This is a genomic window from Lysobacter panacisoli (genome assembly GCF_009765165.1).
In the GTDB taxonomy this organism is placed as follows: Bacteria; Pseudomonadota; Gammaproteobacteria; order Xanthomonadales; family Xanthomonadaceae; genus Lysobacter_J; species Lysobacter_J panacisoli.
In genome coordinates this window covers 2,294,608-2,312,614 of the sequence record NZ_VLNU01000001.1, presented here as the reverse complement: position 1 = coordinate 2,312,614, position 18,007 = coordinate 2,294,608, and the positions used below count along the sequence as shown (strand labels likewise).

General features: G+C 69.0%; 17 protein-coding genes and 1 riboswitch. Of the genes, 11 read left to right on the top strand and 6 right to left on the bottom strand.

Going from position 1 to position 18,007, the window contains the following annotated elements:
• Positions 1-55: 55 nt before the first annotated feature.
• Positions 56-1,264 carry a beta-ketoacyl-ACP synthase I gene (fabB, locus tag FOF45_RS10825; protein ID WP_158984736.1) on the bottom strand — a complete coding sequence of 403 codons (1,209 nt, stop codon included), beginning with the start codon at positions 1,262-1,264 and terminating at the stop codon, positions 56-58.
• Entirely contained in the window at positions 1,264-1,779 is a 516-nt protein-coding gene (gene fabA / locus FOF45_RS10820; protein ID WP_158984734.1) for a 3-hydroxyacyl-[acyl-carrier-protein] dehydratase FabA, read from the bottom strand. Before fabA ends, fabB begins: the two co-directional genes overlap by 1 nt.
• A 224-nt stretch (positions 1,780-2,003) precedes the next feature.
• On the opposite strand from fabA, the gene FOF45_RS10815 reads away from it, so the two are divergent.
• A complete protein-coding gene (locus FOF45_RS10815; protein WP_233264126.1) occupies positions 2,004-3,008 on the top strand; it encodes an alpha/beta fold hydrolase in 1,005 nt (334 codons plus the stop codon).
• A 9-nt stretch (positions 3,009-3,017) separates the two neighbouring features.
• On the opposite strand, the gene FOF45_RS10810 is transcribed toward FOF45_RS10815, so the two are convergent.
• From FOF45_RS10810 to metX, 3 genes are read right to left on the bottom strand one after another with little or no spacing between them, the layout of a single operon-like run.
• Complete coding sequence (locus FOF45_RS10810) at positions 3,018-4,115, bottom strand: homoserine dehydrogenase family protein (protein ID WP_158984730.1); 1,098 nt, start codon at positions 4,113-4,115, stop codon at positions 3,018-3,020.
• Positions 4,112-5,302: an O-succinylhomoserine (thiol)-lyase gene (locus FOF45_RS10805; RefSeq protein ID WP_158984728.1), complete on the bottom strand. Its 1,191-nt coding sequence runs from the start codon at positions 5,300-5,302 to the stop codon at positions 4,112-4,114. Before FOF45_RS10805 ends, FOF45_RS10810 begins: the two co-directional genes overlap by 4 nt.
• Positions 5,299-6,378 (bottom strand): homoserine O-succinyltransferase MetX, encoded by a 1,080-nt coding sequence (metX, locus tag FOF45_RS10800; protein ID WP_158984726.1) that lies wholly within the window; start codon positions 6,376-6,378, stop codon positions 5,299-5,301. Before metX ends, FOF45_RS10805 begins: the two co-directional genes overlap by 4 nt.
• Before the next feature lie 69 nt (positions 6,379-6,447).
• A riboswitch (SAM riboswitch) is annotated at positions 6,448-6,579 on the bottom strand.
• Positions 6,580-6,699: 120 nt separating this feature from the next.
• On the opposite strand from metX, the gene FOF45_RS10795 reads away from it, so the two are divergent.
• The 6 genes from FOF45_RS10795 to FOF45_RS10775 all read left to right on the top strand — a co-directional run bounded on the left by FOF45_RS10795 (position 6,700) and on the right by FOF45_RS10775 (position 11,859).
• Positions 6,700-7,812, top strand: coding sequence for an NHL repeat-containing protein (locus FOF45_RS10795; protein ID WP_233264125.1), 1,113 nt, complete (start codon positions 6,700-6,702; stop codon positions 7,810-7,812).
• Positions 7,813-7,814: 2 nt separating this feature from the next.
• Positions 7,815-8,732, top strand: coding sequence for a peptidoglycan DD-metalloendopeptidase family protein (locus FOF45_RS10790; RefSeq protein ID WP_158984724.1), 918 nt, complete (start codon positions 7,815-7,817; stop codon positions 8,730-8,732).
• Positions 8,733-8,858: 126 nt separating this feature from the next.
• Positions 8,859-9,695, top strand: a complete 837-nt coding sequence (locus tag FOF45_RS10785; protein ID WP_158984722.1) for a helix-turn-helix transcriptional regulator — start codon at positions 8,859-8,861, stop codon at positions 9,693-9,695.
• Positions 9,696-9,791: 96 nt separating this feature from the next.
• Positions 9,792-9,929 carry a hypothetical protein gene (locus FOF45_RS18155; RefSeq protein ID WP_199244471.1) on the top strand — a complete coding sequence of 46 codons (138 nt, stop codon included), beginning with the start codon at positions 9,792-9,794 and terminating at the stop codon, positions 9,927-9,929.
• Positions 9,929-10,825, top strand: coding sequence for an alpha/beta fold hydrolase (locus FOF45_RS10780; protein ID WP_158984720.1), 897 nt, complete (start codon positions 9,929-9,931; stop codon positions 10,823-10,825). Before FOF45_RS18155 ends, FOF45_RS10780 begins: the two co-directional genes overlap by 1 nt.
• Positions 10,826-10,833: 8 nt before the next feature.
• Positions 10,834-11,859 (top strand): saccharopine dehydrogenase family protein, encoded by a 1,026-nt coding sequence (locus FOF45_RS10775; protein ID WP_158984718.1) that lies wholly within the window; start codon positions 10,834-10,836, stop codon positions 11,857-11,859.
• A 25-nt stretch (positions 11,860-11,884) separates the two neighbouring features.
• Here the strand turns inward: FOF45_RS10775 and FOF45_RS10770 are convergent, their stop codons facing one another.
• A complete protein-coding gene (locus FOF45_RS10770; protein WP_158984716.1) occupies positions 11,885-12,967 on the bottom strand; it encodes an HDOD domain-containing protein in 1,083 nt (360 codons plus the stop codon).
• Between the two features lie 239 nt (positions 12,968-13,206).
• Between FOF45_RS10770 and FOF45_RS10765 the strand changes: the two genes are divergently transcribed.
• The 4 genes from FOF45_RS10765 (at position 13,207) to FOF45_RS10750 (ending at position 18,002) form a co-directional block, all read left to right on the top strand.
• Positions 13,207-14,811, top strand: coding sequence for a peptide chain release factor 3 (locus FOF45_RS10765; protein WP_158984713.1), 1,605 nt, complete (start codon positions 13,207-13,209; stop codon positions 14,809-14,811).
• Positions 14,811-15,083 carry a DUF1294 domain-containing protein gene (locus tag FOF45_RS10760; RefSeq protein WP_158984711.1) on the top strand — a complete coding sequence of 91 codons (273 nt, stop codon included), beginning with the start codon at positions 14,811-14,813 and terminating at the stop codon, positions 15,081-15,083. The genes FOF45_RS10765 and FOF45_RS10760 overlap by 1 nt, the downstream gene beginning before the upstream one ends.
• Positions 15,084-15,195: 112 nt before the next feature.
• Positions 15,196-15,897 carry a PAQR family membrane homeostasis protein TrhA gene (gene trhA, locus FOF45_RS10755; RefSeq protein ID WP_158984709.1) on the top strand — a complete coding sequence of 234 codons (702 nt, stop codon included), beginning with the start codon at positions 15,196-15,198 and terminating at the stop codon, positions 15,895-15,897.
• Between the two features lie 161 nt (positions 15,898-16,058).
• The gene (locus FOF45_RS10750) at positions 16,059-18,002 is read left to right on the top strand and encodes an AsmA family protein (protein ID WP_158984707.1); all 1,944 of its coding nucleotides are present in this window, start codon (positions 16,059-16,061) and stop codon (positions 18,000-18,002) included.
• Positions 18,003-18,007: the final 5 nt, after the last annotated feature.

Below are 18,007 nucleotides of genomic sequence, written 5' to 3'. Positions count from 1 at the left end.
ACGACGGGCTTTCCCTCAGCGCCGATCGCACGATCGGCGCTTTTTTTATGCGCGATCAGGCGCGCGCGAACACGAGCGTTGCGTTGTTGCCGCCGAAGCCGAAGCTGTTGGACATCACCAGGTCCAGGCGCGCGTCGCGGCTGGTGCGGGCGATGGGATAGGCCTCGGCGCGCGGGTCCAGCGTCTCGATGTGCGCGGAACCGGCGATGAAGCCGTCGCGCATCATCAGCAGACTGTAGATCGCCTCGTGCACGCTCGCCGCGCCCAGCGAATGGCCGGACAGGGCCTTGGTCGCAGACACCGGCGGCACATCGGCACCGAACACCTCGCCGATCGCCTGCAGTTCCACCACGTCGCCGAGCGACGTCGCGGTCGCGTGCGCGTTGAGGTAGTCCACGCGTGCGTCGATTCCCGCCATCGCCTGGCGCATGCAGCGCACCGCGCCCTCGCCGGACGGGGCGACCATGTCCGCGCCGTCGGAAGTGGCGCCGTAGCCGACCAGTTCGGCATGGATGTGCGCACCGCGTGCGAGCGCGTGCTCGCGCTCCTCGAGCACCAGCATGCCGCCGCCACCGGCGATGACGAAGCCGTCGCGGTTGGCGTCGTACGGACGCGACGCGGACGATGGCGTGTCGTTGTGCGCGGTCGAGAGTGCGCCCATCGCATCGAACAGGAACGCCATGCCCCAGTGCGCTTCCTCGCCGCCGCCGGCGAACACGATATCCTGGCGGCCGCTGCGGATCAGGTCCGCGGCCGCGCCGATGCAATGCGCCGAGGTCGCGCATGCCGCGGAAAGCGAGTAGCTCACGCCACGAATGCCGAATGCGGTCGCCAGCGACGCCGACACGGTCGAGCACATCGTGCGGGGCACCATGTACGGACCGACCTTGCGCACGCCGCGCGCGCGCAACAGGTCGGCCGCTTCGATCTGCCATTGCGGCGAGCCGCCGCCGGAGCCGGCGATCACGCCGGTGCGCTCGTCGCGCAGATGCGCCTCCGTCAGCGCCGCATCGGCGATCGCCTGTTGCATGGAGACGTGCGCATACGCGGCAGCGTCGCCCATGAAACGGCGCGGCTTGCGGTCGATCAATGCATCGAGATCGATCTCGGGCACGCCCGCGACCTGGCTGCGCAATCCGGCTTCCGCGTAATCCGGACGATGGGTGATGCCGGAACGGCCGGCACGCAGGGACGCCGACACCGTATCGACGTCGTTGCCCAGGCACGACACGATGCCCATTCCCGTGACGACGACACGACGCATCAGAAACCCTCCGTCGACGCGAACAGGCCCACGCGCAGGTCCTTCGCGGTGTAGATCTCGCGGCCGTCCACGCTGGTGCGGCCGTCGGCGATCACCATGTTCAACCGCCCACGGATCACGCGGCGGATGTCGATGTCGTAGCTGACGAGCTTCGCTTGGGGAAGCACCTGTCCGGTGAACTTCACCTCGCCCACGCCGAGCGCGCGTCCGCGTCCCTGCTCGCCGAGCCAGGGCAGGTAGAAGCCGGCGAGCTGCCACATGGCGTCGAGGCCCAGGCAGCCCGGCATCACCGGGTCGCCCTCGAAGTGGCAAGCGAAGAACCAGAGATCCGGTCGGATGTCGAGTTCGGCGCGGATCACGCCCTTGCCGTATTGGCCACCTTCGGTGGAGATATTCGTGATGCGGTCGAACATCAGCATCGGCGCGGCGGGCAATCGCGCGTTGCCGGGACCGAACATTTCGCCGCGCGCGCAGGCCTGCAGTTGGGAGAGATCGAACGAAGTGGGCAGATTCATGGGTGGATGATGTCCGAGAAGGACGCAGCCTGTCTAACGCCGCGACGTATCGCATTGATTCAAATCAACGGCCGCGAGCCATGCGCACGCGTACGGCGAACTGTTCTAACGCGTATGGCCGCCGCGTTCACATTCACGAGGCGAAGGGCGCCATCGCGCCCCGATCTGCACACGCCTCCACGCGCGGCGACGCTATCGTGCCGGCACACCACGGAGATCCCACCATGCGCATGTCGATCCTCGCAATCGCACTCGCGATGCTTTCCAGCGGCACGTTCGCGGCCGAGACCGCGTCGCCGTCGTACGGCGAGGAGCTGGAAGGCTTCGACTATCCGTATCCGGTGAAGCGCCACGCGTTCCAGTCTCAGGGCGAGACAGTGCACATGGCGTACATGGATGTCTCGCCCTCGAATCCTAACGGGCGCGTGGCCGTTCTGCTGCACGGCAAGAATTTCTGCGCGGCGACGTGGGAATCGGCGATCGCCGCGCTGGTGAAGGCCGGTTATCGCGTGATTGCGCCGGACCAGGTCGGCTTCTGCAAATCGACCAAGCCTGCGCATTACCAGTACAGCTTCCAGCAACTGGCGGCGAACACGCATGCGCTGCTGCAGGCCTTGGGTGTCGAACGCGCCAGCATCGTCGGTCATTCGATGGGCGGAATGCTCGCCGCGCGCTATGCGCTGATATATCCGCAGGCCGTCGAGCGCCTCGCGCTGGTCAATCCGATCGGACTGGAAGACTGGAAGGCGCTGGGCGTGCCGTGGGCCAGCGTGGACGCGAATTTCGCGGGCGAACTGAAGACGGACTTCGACTCGATCAAGCGCTACCAGCAGCAGGTGTACTACAGCGGGCAATGGAAGCCGGCGTACGACCGCTGGGTCGGTATGCTTGCCGGCCTCTACGCCGGCCCCGGCAAGCAGCGCGTCGCATGGAACCAGGCACTGACGACGGACATGGTGTTCACCCAGCCGGTGGTGCACGAGTTGCCGAACCTGCGCATGCCAACGACGCTGCTGATCGGGCAACGCGACCGCACCGCGATCGGCCGCGATCGCGCGACGCCGGAGCTGCGCGCGACGCTTGGCGACTATCCGACGCTCGGCAAACGTGCGGCAGCGGCGATCCCGGGAGCCGCGCTGGTGGCGTTCGACGATCTCGGCCATTCGCCGCAGGTCGAAGCGCCGGAGCGCTTCAATCGCGCCCTGCTGGACGCGCTCGGCGCGAAGTGACCGCCGCGCTCAGCGCGCGGACAGTCGCAGTACGTCGTCGAGCAGTCCCGCGGCGGTGACCTGCGCGCCCGCGCCAGGTCCCTGGATCACCAGCGGCTGGTCGGGATAGCGGTCGGACCAGATCGCGACGCGGTTGTCGGTGCCCGCACCGCCGGCCAGCGGATGGTCCGACGGCAGCGATTCCAGGCCGACACGCGCGCGACCGTCCTGCAAACGCGCGATGAAGCGCAGCTTCTCGCCGTGCTTGTACGCCGTCGCGAAACGTTCGCGCAGCGGCGCGTCGAGCGCGGGCAGCGCGCCGTCGAGCGCCTCCTTCGACAGGATCGCCAGCGCCTGGGGTACCAGCGATGACACGGCGACGTCGTCCGCCTCCAGCTCCACGCCCGCGGTGCGCGCGAGGATCAGCAGCTTGCGGCGCACGTCCTCGCCGGAGAGATCGTCGCGCGGATCGGGCTCGGTGTAGCCGGCGTCGCGCGCCTGCCGCACCAGCGCCGAGAAAGGCCGCATGCCGTCGTAATGGTTGAACAGCCACGCCAGCGAACCCGACAGCACGCCGGCGATCGCGTGGATGCGGTCGCCGCCCTCGCGCAGTTCGCGCAGCGAACGCAGCAGTGGCAGGCCCGCGCCGACCGTCGCGCTGTCGCCATAGCCGGCGCCACCAAGCGCGGACGCGGTGCGGATCGCTCGCCAGCGCGACAGCGACGTGCCCTGCCCGATCTTGCACGCCGTCGCGACGTGGATGCCCTGCGCCAGCCAGTGCGCATGGCGCTCCGCGACGATTTCGCTCGCCGTGGCGTCGATCACCACGCGCACGCCGTCGCCGTGCAGCGCCGCGTCGACCGCCTCCAGCGTGCCGTGCTGTGGCGCGAGCGCGAGCCGCTGCGAGGCTTCCGCCGGCGCAAGGCCGCTGCGTTCGCTGACCGCGTGGCGCGAGTTGGCGACGTGCACCAGCCGCACCCGCCGCTCGAACGGCGTGGCTTCCCACGAAGCCAGCCGAGACAGCACCGCGCTGCCGACCGTGCCCGTGCCCAGCAGCGCGACGCGCGCCGGCGCGTGACGTGCGCCGATGGCAGGCTCGCGGACGACCTCGACCGCGGCGAGGTTCATCGTTTCGCGCGCTCGGCGATGGCGACCGCCTGCTCGGCGCGTTCGAGCGCCGCGGCGATGTCGCTGACCAGATCGTCGACGTGCTCGATGCCCACCGACAGGCGCAGCAGGCCATCACCGATGCCGGCGGCTTCGCGCGCTTCGGCCGACATCGCCGCATGCGTCATCGTCGCCGGATGCGCGATCAGGCTCTCCACGCCGCCCAGCGATTCGGCCAGCGTGAAGCACTCCAGGCCATCGAGGAACGCGCGCACCGCATCGACGCCGCCATCGAGTTCGACGCTGAGCATCGCGCCGAAGCCGTCCTGCTGGCGCGCCGCGAGCGCGTGGCCCGGATGCGACTCCAGGCCCGGGTAATGCACGGTCAGCACGGCCGGGTGTGCGTCGAGCAGTGCGACCAGCGCCTGCGTGTTCTCCTGGTGCACGCGCAGGCGCGCGTCCAGCGTGCGCAGGCCGCGCAGGGTCAGGAAGCTGTCGAACGGCGAGCCGGTCAGGCCCAGCGCGTTCGCCCACCAAACCAGCTGCTGGTGCTGCTCGGCATCGCGCGCGACGACCGCGCCGCCGACCACGTCACTGTGGCCGTTGATGTACTTGGTCGTGGAATGCACGACGAAATCCGCGCCGAACGCGAGCGGCTGCTGCAGCGCCGGCGACAGGAAGGTGTTGTCGACCACGGTCAGCGCGCCCTTGGCCTGCGCGGCTTCGATCACGAAGCGCAGGTCGGTGATGCGCAGCAGCGGATTCGATGGCGTTTCAATCCACACCACGGTCGGACCGTTAGCCAGCGCCTCGGTCAGCGCGCGCGGATCGGTGAGGTCGGCGGTGATCAGCTCGAACGCGCCCTTCTTCGCCAGCGCGTTGAACAGGCGCCAGCTGCCGCCGTAGCCGTCGTGCGGCACGACCAGGCGATCGCCCGGCTTGAGCAGCGCGTGCAGCAGCAACGTGATCGCGCCCATGCCGGTGGCAGTGACCACGCCGCCGGCGCCGCCTTCGAGTTCGGCCAGTGCTTCGCCGAGCAGGTCGCGCGTCGGGTTGCCGCTGCGCGTGTAGTCGTAGGTGCGCTTTTCGTTGAAACCGGCGAAGGAGAAGTTCGACGACAGCACGATCGGCGGCGTTACCGCGCCGAAAGCGACGTCGCGGTCGATGCCGGCGCGGACCGCGGCGGTACAGCGGTTGCGAGTGCTCATGCCGCCACCTCCGCGCGTTCGGCGTGGACACAGTCTTCGAGCGCCTCGCGCAGGATCGCGGCGATGGCGTCCTCCTCCTTGAGGAATGCGTCGTGGCCGTAGATCGAACGCACCACGCGCAGGCGCGTCTCGCCGCGCAGGGATTCGACCAGGTCGTAGGCATCGGACACCGGTACGAGGCGGTCTTCATGCACCGCCACGACCGTGACCGGCAGGCGGATCACGTTCGGATCGACCGACTGCAGGTCGATGGATTCGGACAGGCGCAGGTAGGCGGTCGGCGAAGTGCGCTCGACGTACGTCGCGCCGCAGTGGTCCAGATAGTCCTCGGCGCCGACGCGCACGTGGTCGCCACTGACCTGCGCGGCCTCGAAGCGCGCGGCGAATTCCTCCGGCGTGCGGTAGCTGAGGATCGCCAGCTGACGCGCCAGCGCCAGGCCGTGCGTCTCGTCGCACTGCAACGCGCCGAGCGCGACCGCGCGACGCTGCAACGCGCGCCAGGCGCTGGCATACGGATGCGCGCGATGCACGCCGCTGATGGCGATGAGCTGGTCCAAGCGCGCGCCGTGGCGCGCGGCGAACTGCAGACCGACCATCGCGCCGTACGAACAGCCGACGAACGCGCGCAGGCGGACGACGCCGAGGGCATCGAGCAGCGCGGCGATGGCGTCGGCCTGGTCGGACGGATCCAGCGGCGCGTCGAGCGTGCCGTCGGCACCGACCCAGTCGAACGCGATCAGGCAGTGTTCCCGCGGATCCAGCGGACGGTCCGCACCGACCTGCTGCGGCCACCAGCCCTTCTCGGTGAAGGTCGCGCCCGGCGCGAGATGGCGGTGCGCGGAAATGCCACCGGCGACGAACACCGCCGGCAGCGTGCGATCGCCGAGGATCTCGTAGCGCAGGCTCACCCGGCGCGAACCGGCGTGGCGCAGCGGGAGTTCGAGATCGAGTTCGCCGCGCAGCGCGGGAACGGCGGGGATCGACGACGACGCGGCGTGCGCGATCGCATCGAGCAGCTCGACGCGCTCGGCGTGGCTGGCGTGGTCGAACTGGGTGGCGGTGGGGGCAAGGCTCATGGCGGGCGTCCGTTCGTTGCGGGGCCACCGAGCCTGCGAGTCGCACGCGTGCCGTGACGGTACGCGTCGCAACCATCTTCCGACCGGCTGCGCCTCTACGGGCGCACCTGTCGCAGGAATTGGCACCTTCACTCCTCCTTGCGGAAGAGCTGGGTTGCCCCGGCTTCTAAGGGCCTGTCCCTCAGCCGGTCTCGATGGATGCGGCCAGTCTGCCAGCGGCCTGCCGGCGATGTCAATCGCTTCATCCGCATATAGCGATTTATTATCTCGGTCACGTCTCCGGCTCACAATGCAAAGGCGGGCCGAATACACTTCCCGGCCATGACCCCACGCCTTCCTGCCTCCGCCGCCATCGCATCGATGCTGGCGGTCCTGATCTCCGCCTGCTCCACCGTCGCCCCCGCCCCGACCGCACCGCCGGCCGCGGAATCGCGTGTTCCGGCCATGCGCACCGTGCTGGAGCGTTATGTGTCCGCCGAAAGCGCGCAGGACGAGCTGGACTCGCTCGCGACCTGGCCGACCGAGGACGGCCACACCTGGCTGATCGCCACCGCCAAGTCCACGCACCGCCTGGTCGTGTACGACGCCGACACCGGCGCGCGCCTGCGCGACGTCGGTAGCGAGGGCAAGGCACTGGGCCAGTTCTATCGGCCCAACGGCATCTACGTGTACGGCGACGCGGTGTTCGTGGTCGAGCGCGACAACCACCGCGTGCAGGTGCTGTCGCTGCCCGACTTCAAGCCGCTGGGCAGCTCCGGCGACAAGGAACTGCGCAGCCCATACGGCATCTGGCTGACCGAGACAGAGCCGGGCGAGCTGGAGGTCTACGTCACCGACAGCTTCATGTATGGCAAGAAGTTCGACGAAGTGCCGCCGCTGGCCGAACTCGACCAGCGCGTGCGCCGTTATCGCGTGCATTTCGACCAGGCCGGCCGCCTGCGCAGCAGCTATGCCGGTTCGTTCGGCGACACCACCCAGGACGCGGCGCTGCGCATGGTCGAGTCGATCGGCGGCGATCCGCAGAACGATCGCCTGCTGGTCGCCGACGAAGACCGTCGCCACGAATCGACGCTGCGCGAGTACAGCTTCAGCGGCAAGTACACCGGCCGCAGCCTGCCGCAGGACAGCTTCGCCGCCGAGGCCGAAGGCGTCGCGCTGTGGACCTGCGGCGACGAAGCCGGCTACTGGATCGCAGTGGACCAGCTCGCGCCGTTGACCATCTTCCATTTGTTCGACCGCACCACGCTGGAATCGCGCGGCAGCTTCCAGGGCGAGACGACCGCGCACACCGACGGCGTCGCCCTGCACGCCGCGACCACCGCGGCGTTCCCGAGCGGCGCACTGTTCGCCGTCCACGACGACAAGGCGGTGACCGCGTTCGACCTGGCCGAAGTGGCGCGCGTGCTCGACCTCTCGCCGGCCTGCACGAAGTAACGATGTCGAACCTGCGTCGCCATGCCGCACTGCTCATCGGCGCCGCCGCGCTGGCGACGGCGTTCGGCGCGGGCGCGGCGAAGATCTACCGCTGGACCGACCGCAACGGCATCACCCACTACGGCGACCACGCGCCCAATGCGCCGACCGCGCAGGTGCAGATGATCCCGGTCGAGGGCGAACCCAGCGCGATCGCGCAGCTGCGCATCGAGAACGACGGCGACCGTTTCCTCGCCTTCGCCGACAACCGGTTGTCAGGGCCGATCGAAGTGCAGCTGGACTTCAGCCGCAGCGACAACGTGATCGGCCAGCCCGTGCTGCCGGCACGCGCCACCGTCGGCGCGCGCGGCACCGCACTGGTCGCCGTGCTGTCCTCGGCCGATCCGGACCGCGGCTTCGATTTCGAACTGCAGATGGAAAGCCTGCCGGGCGATCCGACCGCACGCCCGCGCAACGTCGACTACCTGCTACCGCTGCAACAGGCGCAGTTCCGCATCGACCAGGGTTACGGCGGCCAGTTCAGCCATCGCGACGAACAGAACCGCTACGCGGTGGATTTCGCCGCCGACATCGGCACGCCGGTGCTGGCCGCGCGCGACGGCGTGGTGATGCAGGTCGAATCGGACTTCGACAAGGCCGGGCTCAACCTCGAACGCTACGGCGGCCGCGCCAACTTCGTGCGCATCCTGCACGACGACGGCACGATGACGCTGTACGCGCACCTCAAGTCCGAAGGCGCACTGGTGCGCGTGGGCCAGCGCGTGCGCGCCGGCCAGCAGATCGGCCTGTCCGGCAATACCGGCTTCACCACCGGCCCGCACCTGCACTTCGCCGTGCAGGTGAATCGCGGCATGCGCCTGGAATCGATCCCCTTCCGCATGATCGGCCCGGCCGGGCCGCTGCGGATCTCGGGCGGCTGAGCGACTCCCACAGCGCCGACGCTTCCTGTCGAAAGCACGCGGAACGCTGCAATGACCCAGAGGCAACGGATCGCGACGCCAGCTGCGCTACCCTGAGCGCTGACCTCCGCATCGGCACGCTCCGAAATGTCGGAATTCTCGGTCCATCCATTGCTGGAATCCGGCACCGTCACGGTGAAGGACGTGCGTTGCCGCGGCACCTGCCGGCATCGCAGCGCCGAGGAGTGCGCGCGCGCCACGCACCTGGTGTTCCCGTATCGCGGTGTGTACCTGCGCCATGTCGATGACGACCAGTCGGTCGCCGACGCCAACCATGTGCTGTTCTTCAACACGGCGCAGGGGTACCGGGTCAGCCATCCGGTCGACGGCGGCGATTCCAGCCTCGTGCTCGCGGTCTCGCCGGAGCTGCTGCGCGAACTCGCCCCGGCCGAACTGCTGCAGCGGGACGAGGAACCGTCGTTCCGCATGCAGTCGCTGCGCATCGATCCGCGCGCGCAGGCTCTCGTCGCGCTGCTGCGCCACAGCCTCGCCCACGGCGGCATCGAACCGCTGGAAGCGGAAGGCCTCGCGCTGACACTGGTGTGCCGCAGCCTCGGCCCGCGCACCACGCACGCGACCGGCGCGACGCAGGGTCGCCGACGGCTGGTCGACCGGGTGAAGCTGCTGCTCGCGGCGGACCTGGGACGGCAATGGAAACTGGCCGATATCGCGGCGGAGATCGGCGGCTCGCCGGTGTACCTCACGCAGGCGTTCCAGCAGGTCGAAGGCGTTCCGCTGCACCGCTACCACCTGCGGCTACGGCTGGCGCGTGCGCTCGACCAGCTCGCGCGATGCGAGGACGTTTCGGCGCTGGCGCAGGACCTGGGTTTCTCGAGCCACAGCCATTTCGCCGCGTCGTTCAAGCAGACCTACGGACGTACGCCCTCGGAGTTCCGCGCCTCGGCGCTGGCCAAGAGCGCCTGAACCCGCACGCGGGTCGCTAAAGATTTCGACAGCCGCGCGTTCGGCGCGATGGTCTCCTGTCCGTGCCCGGACGTCGGGCGTGAACCGGAGCGTGTCATGAGCGAGAAGACCTGCGCGGCCTGCGATTACCCGCTGGACGAGAATGCGGTGGAAGTAACCATCGGCGGACGCACCGTCGAGGTGTGCTGCGAGGAATGCGCACAGAAGCTGCGCGAAGCCGAGGCGGGGGCGTGATGGACGCACGCACCTTCTTCGACGGTCGTCGGACCGTGGCCACGCCTTCGGGCCTGGTCGGCTATGTCGAGCGCGGCCGCGGGCCGGTCGCGCTGTTCGTCCACGGCGTGCTGCTCAATGGCTACCTGTGGCGCCACCAGATCGAGGCGCTGTCCGACGCGCGCCGCTGCATCGCCGTGGACCTGCTCGCGCACGGCCATACCGAGGCCGCGGAAGGCCAGGACGTATCGGTGACGGCCAATGCGCACATGCTCGCGCAGTTCCTCGACGCGCTCGGCATCGACCGCGTGGACCTGGTCGGCAACGACAGCGGTGGCGGCATCTGCCAGATCTTCGCCGCACTGTATCCGCAGCGCCTGCGCAGCCTGACGCTCACCAACTGCGACGCACACGACAACTGGCCGCCGGAAGCGTTCCAGGGTTTCGTGTCGATGGTCGCCGCCGGTGGACTCAAGGGCACGCTGGACGCGATGTGGTCGAACCACGACGTGTACCGCGAGGCATTGGCACCGGCCTACGAACGGCCTGCGGCGGTGAGCGACGGGACCATCGAGACCTACCTGCGCCCGTTTGTCGAATCGCCACGCCAGTTGCGCGACCTCGAACGCTTCGTCAACGCGTTCGATTGCCGGCACACGCTCGCCATCGAGGACGGGCTGCGACGCCTGCGCGTTCCCACGCTCGTCGCGTGGGGCACCGACGACGTGTACTTCCCGACCGAGTGGTCGCGCTGGCTCGAACAGACGATCCCTGGTACCACGCGTCGCATCGAGTTCGACGGCGCGCGCATCTTCTTCCCGGAAGAGCGGCCGGTGGAGTTCAACCGCGAACTGCGCGCGCACTGGCATCTCGCCAGCGAACGCAGTGCCGACGTCGCGCTGCAGGCCAGCGTGTAGGAGATCACATGGACGCATCGAACAAGGGCGCCGTCGCGGTATACGGAGCCTATGGCCACACCGGGCGTTTCATCGTCGCCGAACTGCTGCGGCGCGGATGGCAACCCATCGCCTGCGGGCGCGATGCGGGCAAGCTCGCCGAGCTGCTCGCACGATTTCCCGGCATCGAGGGACGCATCGCCGACGTGGCGCAGCCGCGCGAGCTCGATCGCGCGCTCGACGGTACGGTCGCGGTGATCAACGCGGCGGGGCCGTTCATGGACACCACGGGTCCAGTGCTGGAAGCGGCGATGCGTGCAGGCATCCACTACTTCGACACCAGCGCCGAACAGCGCGCGGCGTTCGACGTGTTCGAACACTACGGCGAACGCGTGCGCGAAGCAGGCATCGTGGCGATGCCATCGGTCGCGTTCTACGGCGCGTTGGCCGACCTGCTCGCCACTGCGGCGCTCGGCGACTGGCCGGACGCGGAGTCCATCGATATCGCCGTCGGGCTGGACAGCTGGCATCCCACGGGCGGTACGCGCGTCACCGGCGCGCGCAACCACTGGCGTCGCTGGATCGTCGCGGACGGCGCGCTGAGCGAACTGCCCGATCCGGCGCCGACGCGGCAATGGCGGTTCCCCTCGCCGCTGGGCGAACAGGAAGTCGTGCTGCTGACGCTGTCGGAGATCGTTTCGATCGCCCGGCACCTGCGTGCCGAGAACGTGCGTTCGTACATGAACCAGACGCCGCTGCGCGACCTGCGCGATCCGGGCACGCCGGCGCCGGTCGCGTCGGACGAACACGGCCGCTCCGCGCAGACCTTCGTGCTCGACGTGCAGGTGCAGCGCAACGGCCAACAGCGCGGCGCGCGCGTGCAGGGACGCGATATCTACGCGGTCAGCGCGCCGTTGATCGTGGAAGCGATGGAGCGCGTGGTGGCAGGCGGCGAGGGTGCGCCGGGCGCGCGTTCGGCCGGCGAAGCGTTCGACGCGCGGCAGTTCCTGTCGTCGCTGGCGCCGGACGCGTTCTCGCTCCAGGTCGAAGCGTGAGGCGTCCGGCGATGCGGGCGATCGATCAGGCCGCTTCCTGCGCGGCCGGTTCGACCATGTCGCGCCACTGCGCCAGGCGTTCGTGCACGCCGACGTTGCGCAGGTAGGCCTCGTCCACCGGCGTACCGGCGACCAGCGACGACGCGACGTGCACGGCACCGGCGACCCAGAAACCGCCGGAGCGTCGGCGGCCCGGGCGATGCTGGAAGGCGACGCCTTCGACGATCGGCATCGGCAGGCCCCACAGACCGAGCAGGTATGCGCCGGCTTCGGCGTAGTGCGGGCCGATCGAACCTTCCGAACCGTCCGACACGCCCGGCAGCAGGCGACCGACTTCGGCGAGCAGACCGGCCGTGGCGGCGAGTTCGGCGCTCGGGCCGGCGAGCAGGCGACGCGCCAGGCGCGAGGTGCGCAGCGCGCGGTCCTGGATCGCCTCGCGCTCCTTGCCGGCGAGCTGGGTCGGACCGAAGGCCTCGCTGGCCAGCACGAGCCGCAGCAGCGTCTGGTGGCCAAGGCGGGTGACCGCGGCGCGGATGTCGGTGATCTCGCGACCGCCGGAGAAGTACGCCGAATTGCACAGGCGCAGCACCTTGGCGACGATCGCCGGGTCCTGCGAGAGCATCTGCGCGATCGCCGCGTTGCTCGCGTCCGGATCGCGCAGCAGGCGGCTCAGTTCGAGGTACAGGCGCGGCGGCGGCGGCAGCGAGCCGACGCGGCCGACGGTCTGCTTGAGCTCATCGTTGCCCAGCACCTGGCGCAGCTCGGCCACGCTGTCGATGGCTTCGATCAGCTCACCTGCGTCGAGCGGTCGCGAGAGCAGGCGGTGCGCGCAGTCCAGGCCCTGCAGCATGCCGCTGTCCTGGTCCTGGTCGAGCAGCAGGATGCGTACGGCCTGCGGATGCAGCGCCGCGACCTGCGACAGCAGCACCGGGCCGGGCACTACGCCCAGGCGCAGGCCGCACAGGAAGACGTCGACCGGCTCGCCGGGCGACAGGGCGGAATCGGGCTCGGACAGCCAGCGCACGTCCCAGTCCAGGTCGAAATAGGACAGCGACTCTTCGAACTCACCGGCGCGGCCGGCATCCTCACCCACAATGACAATGCGCACACCGCCCCCTGCAAGACCGGACATTCAGGGCAGGTAGCGGCCGCGAACGCCGACCCTTTAGGGGCAATCGGCAGGCGAACCCCGAACTGCCAACTCGCGCACATTTCCGGTCCGGGCACCGCGACCGGGGCCGCCTCCGAGGGCCGGGCCGGCCGGGTTTCCCGGGCCGCGTATAATCCCGGGCCATTCCCGCCATCCATTCCGCGCACCGGCCCCCGGCCCGTTCGCGCCCGCCGTCCATGTCCGACGTTTCCCTCGAAGCCGCCCGCCGCCGCACGTTCGCGATCATCTCGCACCCCGACGCGGGCAAGACCACGCTCACCGAAAAGCTGCTGCTGTTCGGCGGTGCGATCCAGATGGCCGGCTCGGTCAAGGGTCGCAAGGCCGCGCGCCACGCGACGTCCGACTGGATGGCGCTGGAAAAGGAGCGCGGCATCTCGGTGACCAGCTCGGTGATGCAGTTCCCCTACGAGGGCCGCATCGTCAACCTGCTCGACACCCCCGGCCACGCCGACTTCGGCGAGGACACCTACCGCGTGCTGACCGCGGTCGATTCGGCGCTGATGGTCATCGACGTGGCCAAGGGCGTCGAGGAACGCACGATCAAGCTGATGGAGGTGTGCCGCCTGCGCGACACGCCGATCATGACCTTCATCAACAAGCTCGACCGCGAGGGCAAGAACCCGATCGACCTGCTGGACGAAGTGGAGAGCGTGCTGAAGATCCAGTGCGCGCCGATCACCTGGCCGATCGGCATGGGCCAGCGCCTGAAGGGCGTGGTCCACCTGGTCACTGGCGAGGTGCACCTGTACGAACAGGGCCGCAACTTCACCCGCCAGGACTCGACCATCTTCGCCTCGATCGACGATCCGGCGCTGGAGGCGCGCATCGGCACGCAGATGCTGCAGGAACTGCGCGACGAGCTGGAACTGGTGGAAGGCGCCTCGCATCCGTTCGATCTCGCCAAGTACCTCGCCGGCGAACAGACGCCGGTGTTCTTCGGTTCGGCCGTGAACAACTTCGGCGTGCAGCTGCTGCTCGACTTCTTCGTCGAGAACGCGCCCTCGCCCCGGCCGCGCGCGACGACCTCGCGCGAAGTCGCCGCGTACGAGCCCAAGCTGACCGGCTTCGTGTTCAAGATCCAGGCCAACATGGATCCGCAGCACCGCGACCGCGTGGCATTCATGCGCGTGTGTTCGGGCCAGTTCAGCGCGGGCATGAAGGCCTTCCACGTGCGCACCGGCAAGGAAGTGAAGCTGGCCAACGCGCTGACCTTCATGGCCAGCGATCGCGAGATCGCCGAGAGCGCGTGGCCGGGCGACGTCATCGGCATCCACAACCACGGCACCATCTCCATCGGCGACAGCTTCACCGAGGGCGAGTCGCTGGGCTTCACCGGCATCCCGAACTTCGCCCCGGAACTGTTCCGCCGCGCGCGCCTGCGCGATCCGCTCAAGCTCAAGCAGCTGCAGAAGGGCCTGGCCCAGCTGTCGGAGGAAGGCGCGACGCAGTTCTTCCGCCCGCTGATGAGCAACGACCTGATCCTTGGCGCGGTCGGCGTGCTGCAGTTCGACGTGGTCGCCTACCGCCTGAAGGACGAGTACGGCGTGGACGCCAGCTTCGAGCAGGTCAGCGTCGCCACGGCGCGCTGGATCCGCTGCGACAACGAGAAGAAGCTGGAGGAGTTCCGCGACAAGAACGCGATGAACCTCTCGCTCGACGCGGCCGGCGAGCTGGTCTACCTGGCGCCGACGCGCGTGAACCTCCAGCTGGCCCAGGAACGCGCGCCGGACGTGCAGTTCCTCGCCACGCGCGAACACTCGCACGCAACGTCGTTCGACTGATGCCGGCCTGGCTCGCGTGGTGGCTGGCGTTGAACGTCGCCACCGCGCTGCTGTACGGCTACGACAAGGCCATCTCCGGCGGTCCTCGCCGGCGTATTCCGGAACGCACGCTGCTCGCGTTCGCCCTGCTCGGCGGATCGCCGGGCGCACTGCTGGCGATGCGGGTGTTCCGCCACAAGACCGCCAAGCCGTCGTTCCGCCGCGCGATCGCGTTGATCGTCGCGGCACAGCTGATCGCACTCGTCGCGCTGTGGCGTGTCATGGCCGCGTGAACGCCGGCGGCCCGCGCCGTTCTGCGGCCGGGATCACAACGCCGCGATCCGGCAGGCGGGACATGACGCAGATCAGAGTAATTGCTCCAGCCTGCGCTACCATGCTCGGGCCATGTCCCCCGCACATTCCGTCGAAGACGGTTCCCTGTCCGGCATTCCGCACGGACAGCATTCGCTGCGCGAGGAGTTCTTCAACGCGCTGACCCACGGACTCGGTGCGACCGCGGCACTCGCCGGCGGTGCCGTGCTGATCACGCTCGCCGCGCTGTACGGCGACGGCTGGCAACTCGCCGGCGCGATCGTGTTCGGCATCTGCCTGCTGCTGCTCTACCTCGCGTCCACGCTGTACCACGCGATCCAGCATCCGATCGCCAAGGCGCGCCTGAAGGTATTCGACCATTGCGCGATCTACCTGCTGATCGCCGGCACGTACACCCCGTTCACGCTGATCGGCCTGCGCGGCCCGTGGGGCTGGGGACTGTTCGCGGCGATCTGGACGCTCGCCGTCGCCGGCGTGGTGTTCAAGCTGTTCTACACCGGCCGCTTCAAGCTGCTGTCCACGTCGATCTACATCGCGATGGGCTGGCTGGTGGTGGTGGCGATCGAGCCGATGCTCGGCGCGCTCGACGGCTGGACGATGGGCTGGCTGTTCGCGGGCGGCCTGTTCTACACGCTGGGCACGGTCTTCTACCACCGGCCGGCGCTGCCGTATTCGCATGCGATCTGGCATCTGTTCGTGGTCGCAGGCAGCGTATGCCATTACGTCGCGGTGTTCGCGCAGGTGCTCACGCCGGGCAGCATCATCCCGGGCTGAATGCACAGCTGAACTGCATACAACGCATTCACTTTCGCTTGACCGCCGTGCGTCGATGGTGGAATCGAATCCATGACGGACGCGCGCGGTGCCCGGTTCGAACTCCGGAAACACACAGCCTGTAGTGCAGCGCCTCCGGCCCCGCGGCCGGGAGTGAGCGCATGTCCACGCGTACGGCCCCTCCGCATCGCAGCCGGTGGTTCCATCGTCACCCGGCGCTCACGGCCATCGGCATCGTCGCGTTGCTGGTCGCACTGCTGATCGCGATCTGGGACTGGAACTGGTTCAAGGGCATCGTCGAACGCCAGGTCGAAGCGCGCACCGGCCGCAGTTTCGACATCGGCGGCGATCTCGATGTCGATCTGGGGTGGACGCCGGTGGTGTCGGCCGAACGCGTGCGTTTCGGCAACGCATCGTGGTCGCGCGATCCGGTGATGGCCTCCGCGGATCGCGCCGAGCTCGGCATCGCGCTGCGTCCGCTGTTTCGCGGCCAGGTGTTGCTGCCATTGATCCGTCTCGATCGCCCGCGCCTGCTGCTGGAAACCAACCCGAAGGGTGGCGATGGCAACTGGGTGTTCGGCGAACAGGGCGAAGGCCGCATGCAGTTCCGCCGCGTCGACATCGACCGCGGCTTCGTGCGTTTCTTCGACGCCCCCCAACGTACCGACATCCGCATCGGCGTGAGTAGCCAGCGCGCGCAACAGCGCGATGCCTCTGCGCCGGTGGCGGTCGTCGGTGGCGGATTGTGGAAGGGCAATGCGTTCAAGTTGCAGGGCAGCGCGGCCTCGCCGCTGCTGTTGCGCGATCGCGAGGCGCCCTACCGCATCGACGTGCGCGCCAATGCGGGCGCGACCAGCGCGCACGCGCGCGGCACGCTGCTAGATCCGCTGCGATTGCGCGGCTTCGATCTGCAGATGCGCCTGTCGGGTCGCGACATGGCCGACCTGTATCCGCTGCTGGGCCTGGCGATTCCATCGACGCCGCCCTACGCGCTCGACGGACGTTTCAGTCGCGAAGGCGAAGTCTGGCACTACCGCGATTTCGACGGACGCATCGGCGACAGCGACATGCACGGCGACGCCAGCGTCGACACCGCGGGCGAGCGCCTGTTCCTGCGTGCGGACCTGACCTCCAAACGGCTCGACCTCGACGACCTGTCCGGTTTCGTCGGCGGCGCGCCGCAAACCGGTCGCGGCGAGACCGCAAACGCGGAGCAGTCGACCAAGGCGGCGAAGCAGGAAGCCAGCGGCCGACTGTTGCCCACGAAACCCTACGAGCTGGAGAAGCTGCGTGCGATGGACGCCGACGTGCGCCTGCGCGCGACGCGCATCAACGCGCCGAGCCTTCCGCTGGACGACATGGATGCGCACCTGTTCCTCGACAACGGCCTGCTAAGGCTGGAACCGCTCAACTTCGGCGTCGCCGACGGCGACATCCGTTCGCGCATCCGCATGGACGCGCGCACCAGCACCATCCGCACGCGCGCCGAAGCCGATATCGCCGGACTCACTCTCGGCAAGCTGCTGCCGAAGGTGGAGCTGGCGCAGAACGCGATCGGCAAGGTCGGCGGGCGCGTCGCGCTCGACGGTACCGGCAACTCGATCGCCGGCATGCTCGGCAGCAGCGATGGCAGCGTGGTGCTGGGCATGGGTCGCGGCCGCATCAGCAACCTGCTGATGGAGATGGCCGGCATCGACCTGGCGGAGATCATCAAGTTCAAGCTCGGCGGCGACCGGCAGATACCGGTGCGCTGCGCGTTCGCGGATTTCGCGGTGGACGATGGCGTGATGACGGCGCGCTCGCTCGCCTTCGACACCAGCGACACGATCCTGGTCGGCTCCGGAACCGTGAACCTGCGCGAGGAGACGCTGGACCTCACCATCCGTCCCCGTCCGAAGGACCGCAGCCTGCTGGTGTTCCGCACACCGCTGCGGGTGGATGGCACGTTCCGTCAGCCGAAGGTGCATCCGGACCTGGCCGGGGTCGGCCTGCGCGGCGCGATAGCGCTCACGCTGGCGACGATCACGCCGCCGGCGGCGCTGCTGGCGACGCTGGAAACCGGGCCGGGCGAGGATTCGGGCTGCGGCGGACGCTACGCGAAGTGAGCGCG

Excerpts from the sequence above, each read along its gene's own strand:
- FOF45_RS10805 (WP_158984728.1), bottom strand. The coding sequence starts at position 5,302 with ATGAGCACTCGCAACCGCTGTACCGCCGCGGTCCGCGCCGGCATCGAC.
- FOF45_RS10815 (WP_233264126.1), top strand. The coding sequence starts at position 2,004 with ATGCGCATGTCGATCCTCGCAATCGCACTCGCGATGCTTTCCAGCGGC.
- fabB (WP_158984736.1), bottom strand. The coding sequence starts at position 1,264 with ATGCGTCGTGTCGTCGTCACGGGAATGGGCATCGTGTCGTGCCTGGGC.
- FOF45_RS10765 (WP_158984713.1), top strand. The coding sequence starts at position 13,207 with ATGTCCGACGTTTCCCTCGAAGCCGCCCGCCGCCGCACGTTCGCGATC.
- FOF45_RS10790 (WP_158984724.1), top strand. The coding sequence starts at position 7,815 with ATGTCGAACCTGCGTCGCCATGCCGCACTGCTCATCGGCGCCGCCGCG.
- trhA (WP_158984709.1), top strand. The coding sequence starts at position 15,196 with ATGTCCCCCGCACATTCCGTCGAAGACGGTTCCCTGTCCGGCATTCCG.
- FOF45_RS10785 (WP_158984722.1), top strand. The coding sequence starts at position 8,859 with ATGTCGGAATTCTCGGTCCATCCATTGCTGGAATCCGGCACCGTCACG.
- FOF45_RS10810 (WP_158984730.1), bottom strand. The coding sequence starts at position 4,115 with ATGAACCTCGCCGCGGTCGAGGTCGTCCGCGAGCCTGCCATCGGCGCA.
- FOF45_RS18155 (WP_199244471.1), top strand. The coding sequence starts at position 9,792 with ATGAGCGAGAAGACCTGCGCGGCCTGCGATTACCCGCTGGACGAGAAT.
- FOF45_RS10795 (WP_233264125.1), top strand. The coding sequence starts at position 6,700 with ATGACCCCACGCCTTCCTGCCTCCGCCGCCATCGCATCGATGCTGGCG.
- metX (WP_158984726.1), bottom strand. The coding sequence starts at position 6,378 with ATGAGCCTTGCCCCCACCGCCACCCAGTTCGACCACGCCAGCCACGCC.
- FOF45_RS10780 (WP_158984720.1), top strand. The coding sequence starts at position 9,929 with ATGGACGCACGCACCTTCTTCGACGGTCGTCGGACCGTGGCCACGCCT.
- FOF45_RS10750 (WP_158984707.1), top strand. The coding sequence starts at position 16,059 with ATGTCCACGCGTACGGCCCCTCCGCATCGCAGCCGGTGGTTCCATCGT.
- FOF45_RS10775 (WP_158984718.1), top strand. The coding sequence starts at position 10,834 with ATGGACGCATCGAACAAGGGCGCCGTCGCGGTATACGGAGCCTATGGC.
- fabA (WP_158984734.1), bottom strand. The coding sequence starts at position 1,779 with ATGAATCTGCCCACTTCGTTCGATCTCTCCCAACTGCAGGCCTGCGCG.
- FOF45_RS10760 (WP_158984711.1), top strand. The coding sequence starts at position 14,811 with ATGCCGGCCTGGCTCGCGTGGTGGCTGGCGTTGAACGTCGCCACCGCG.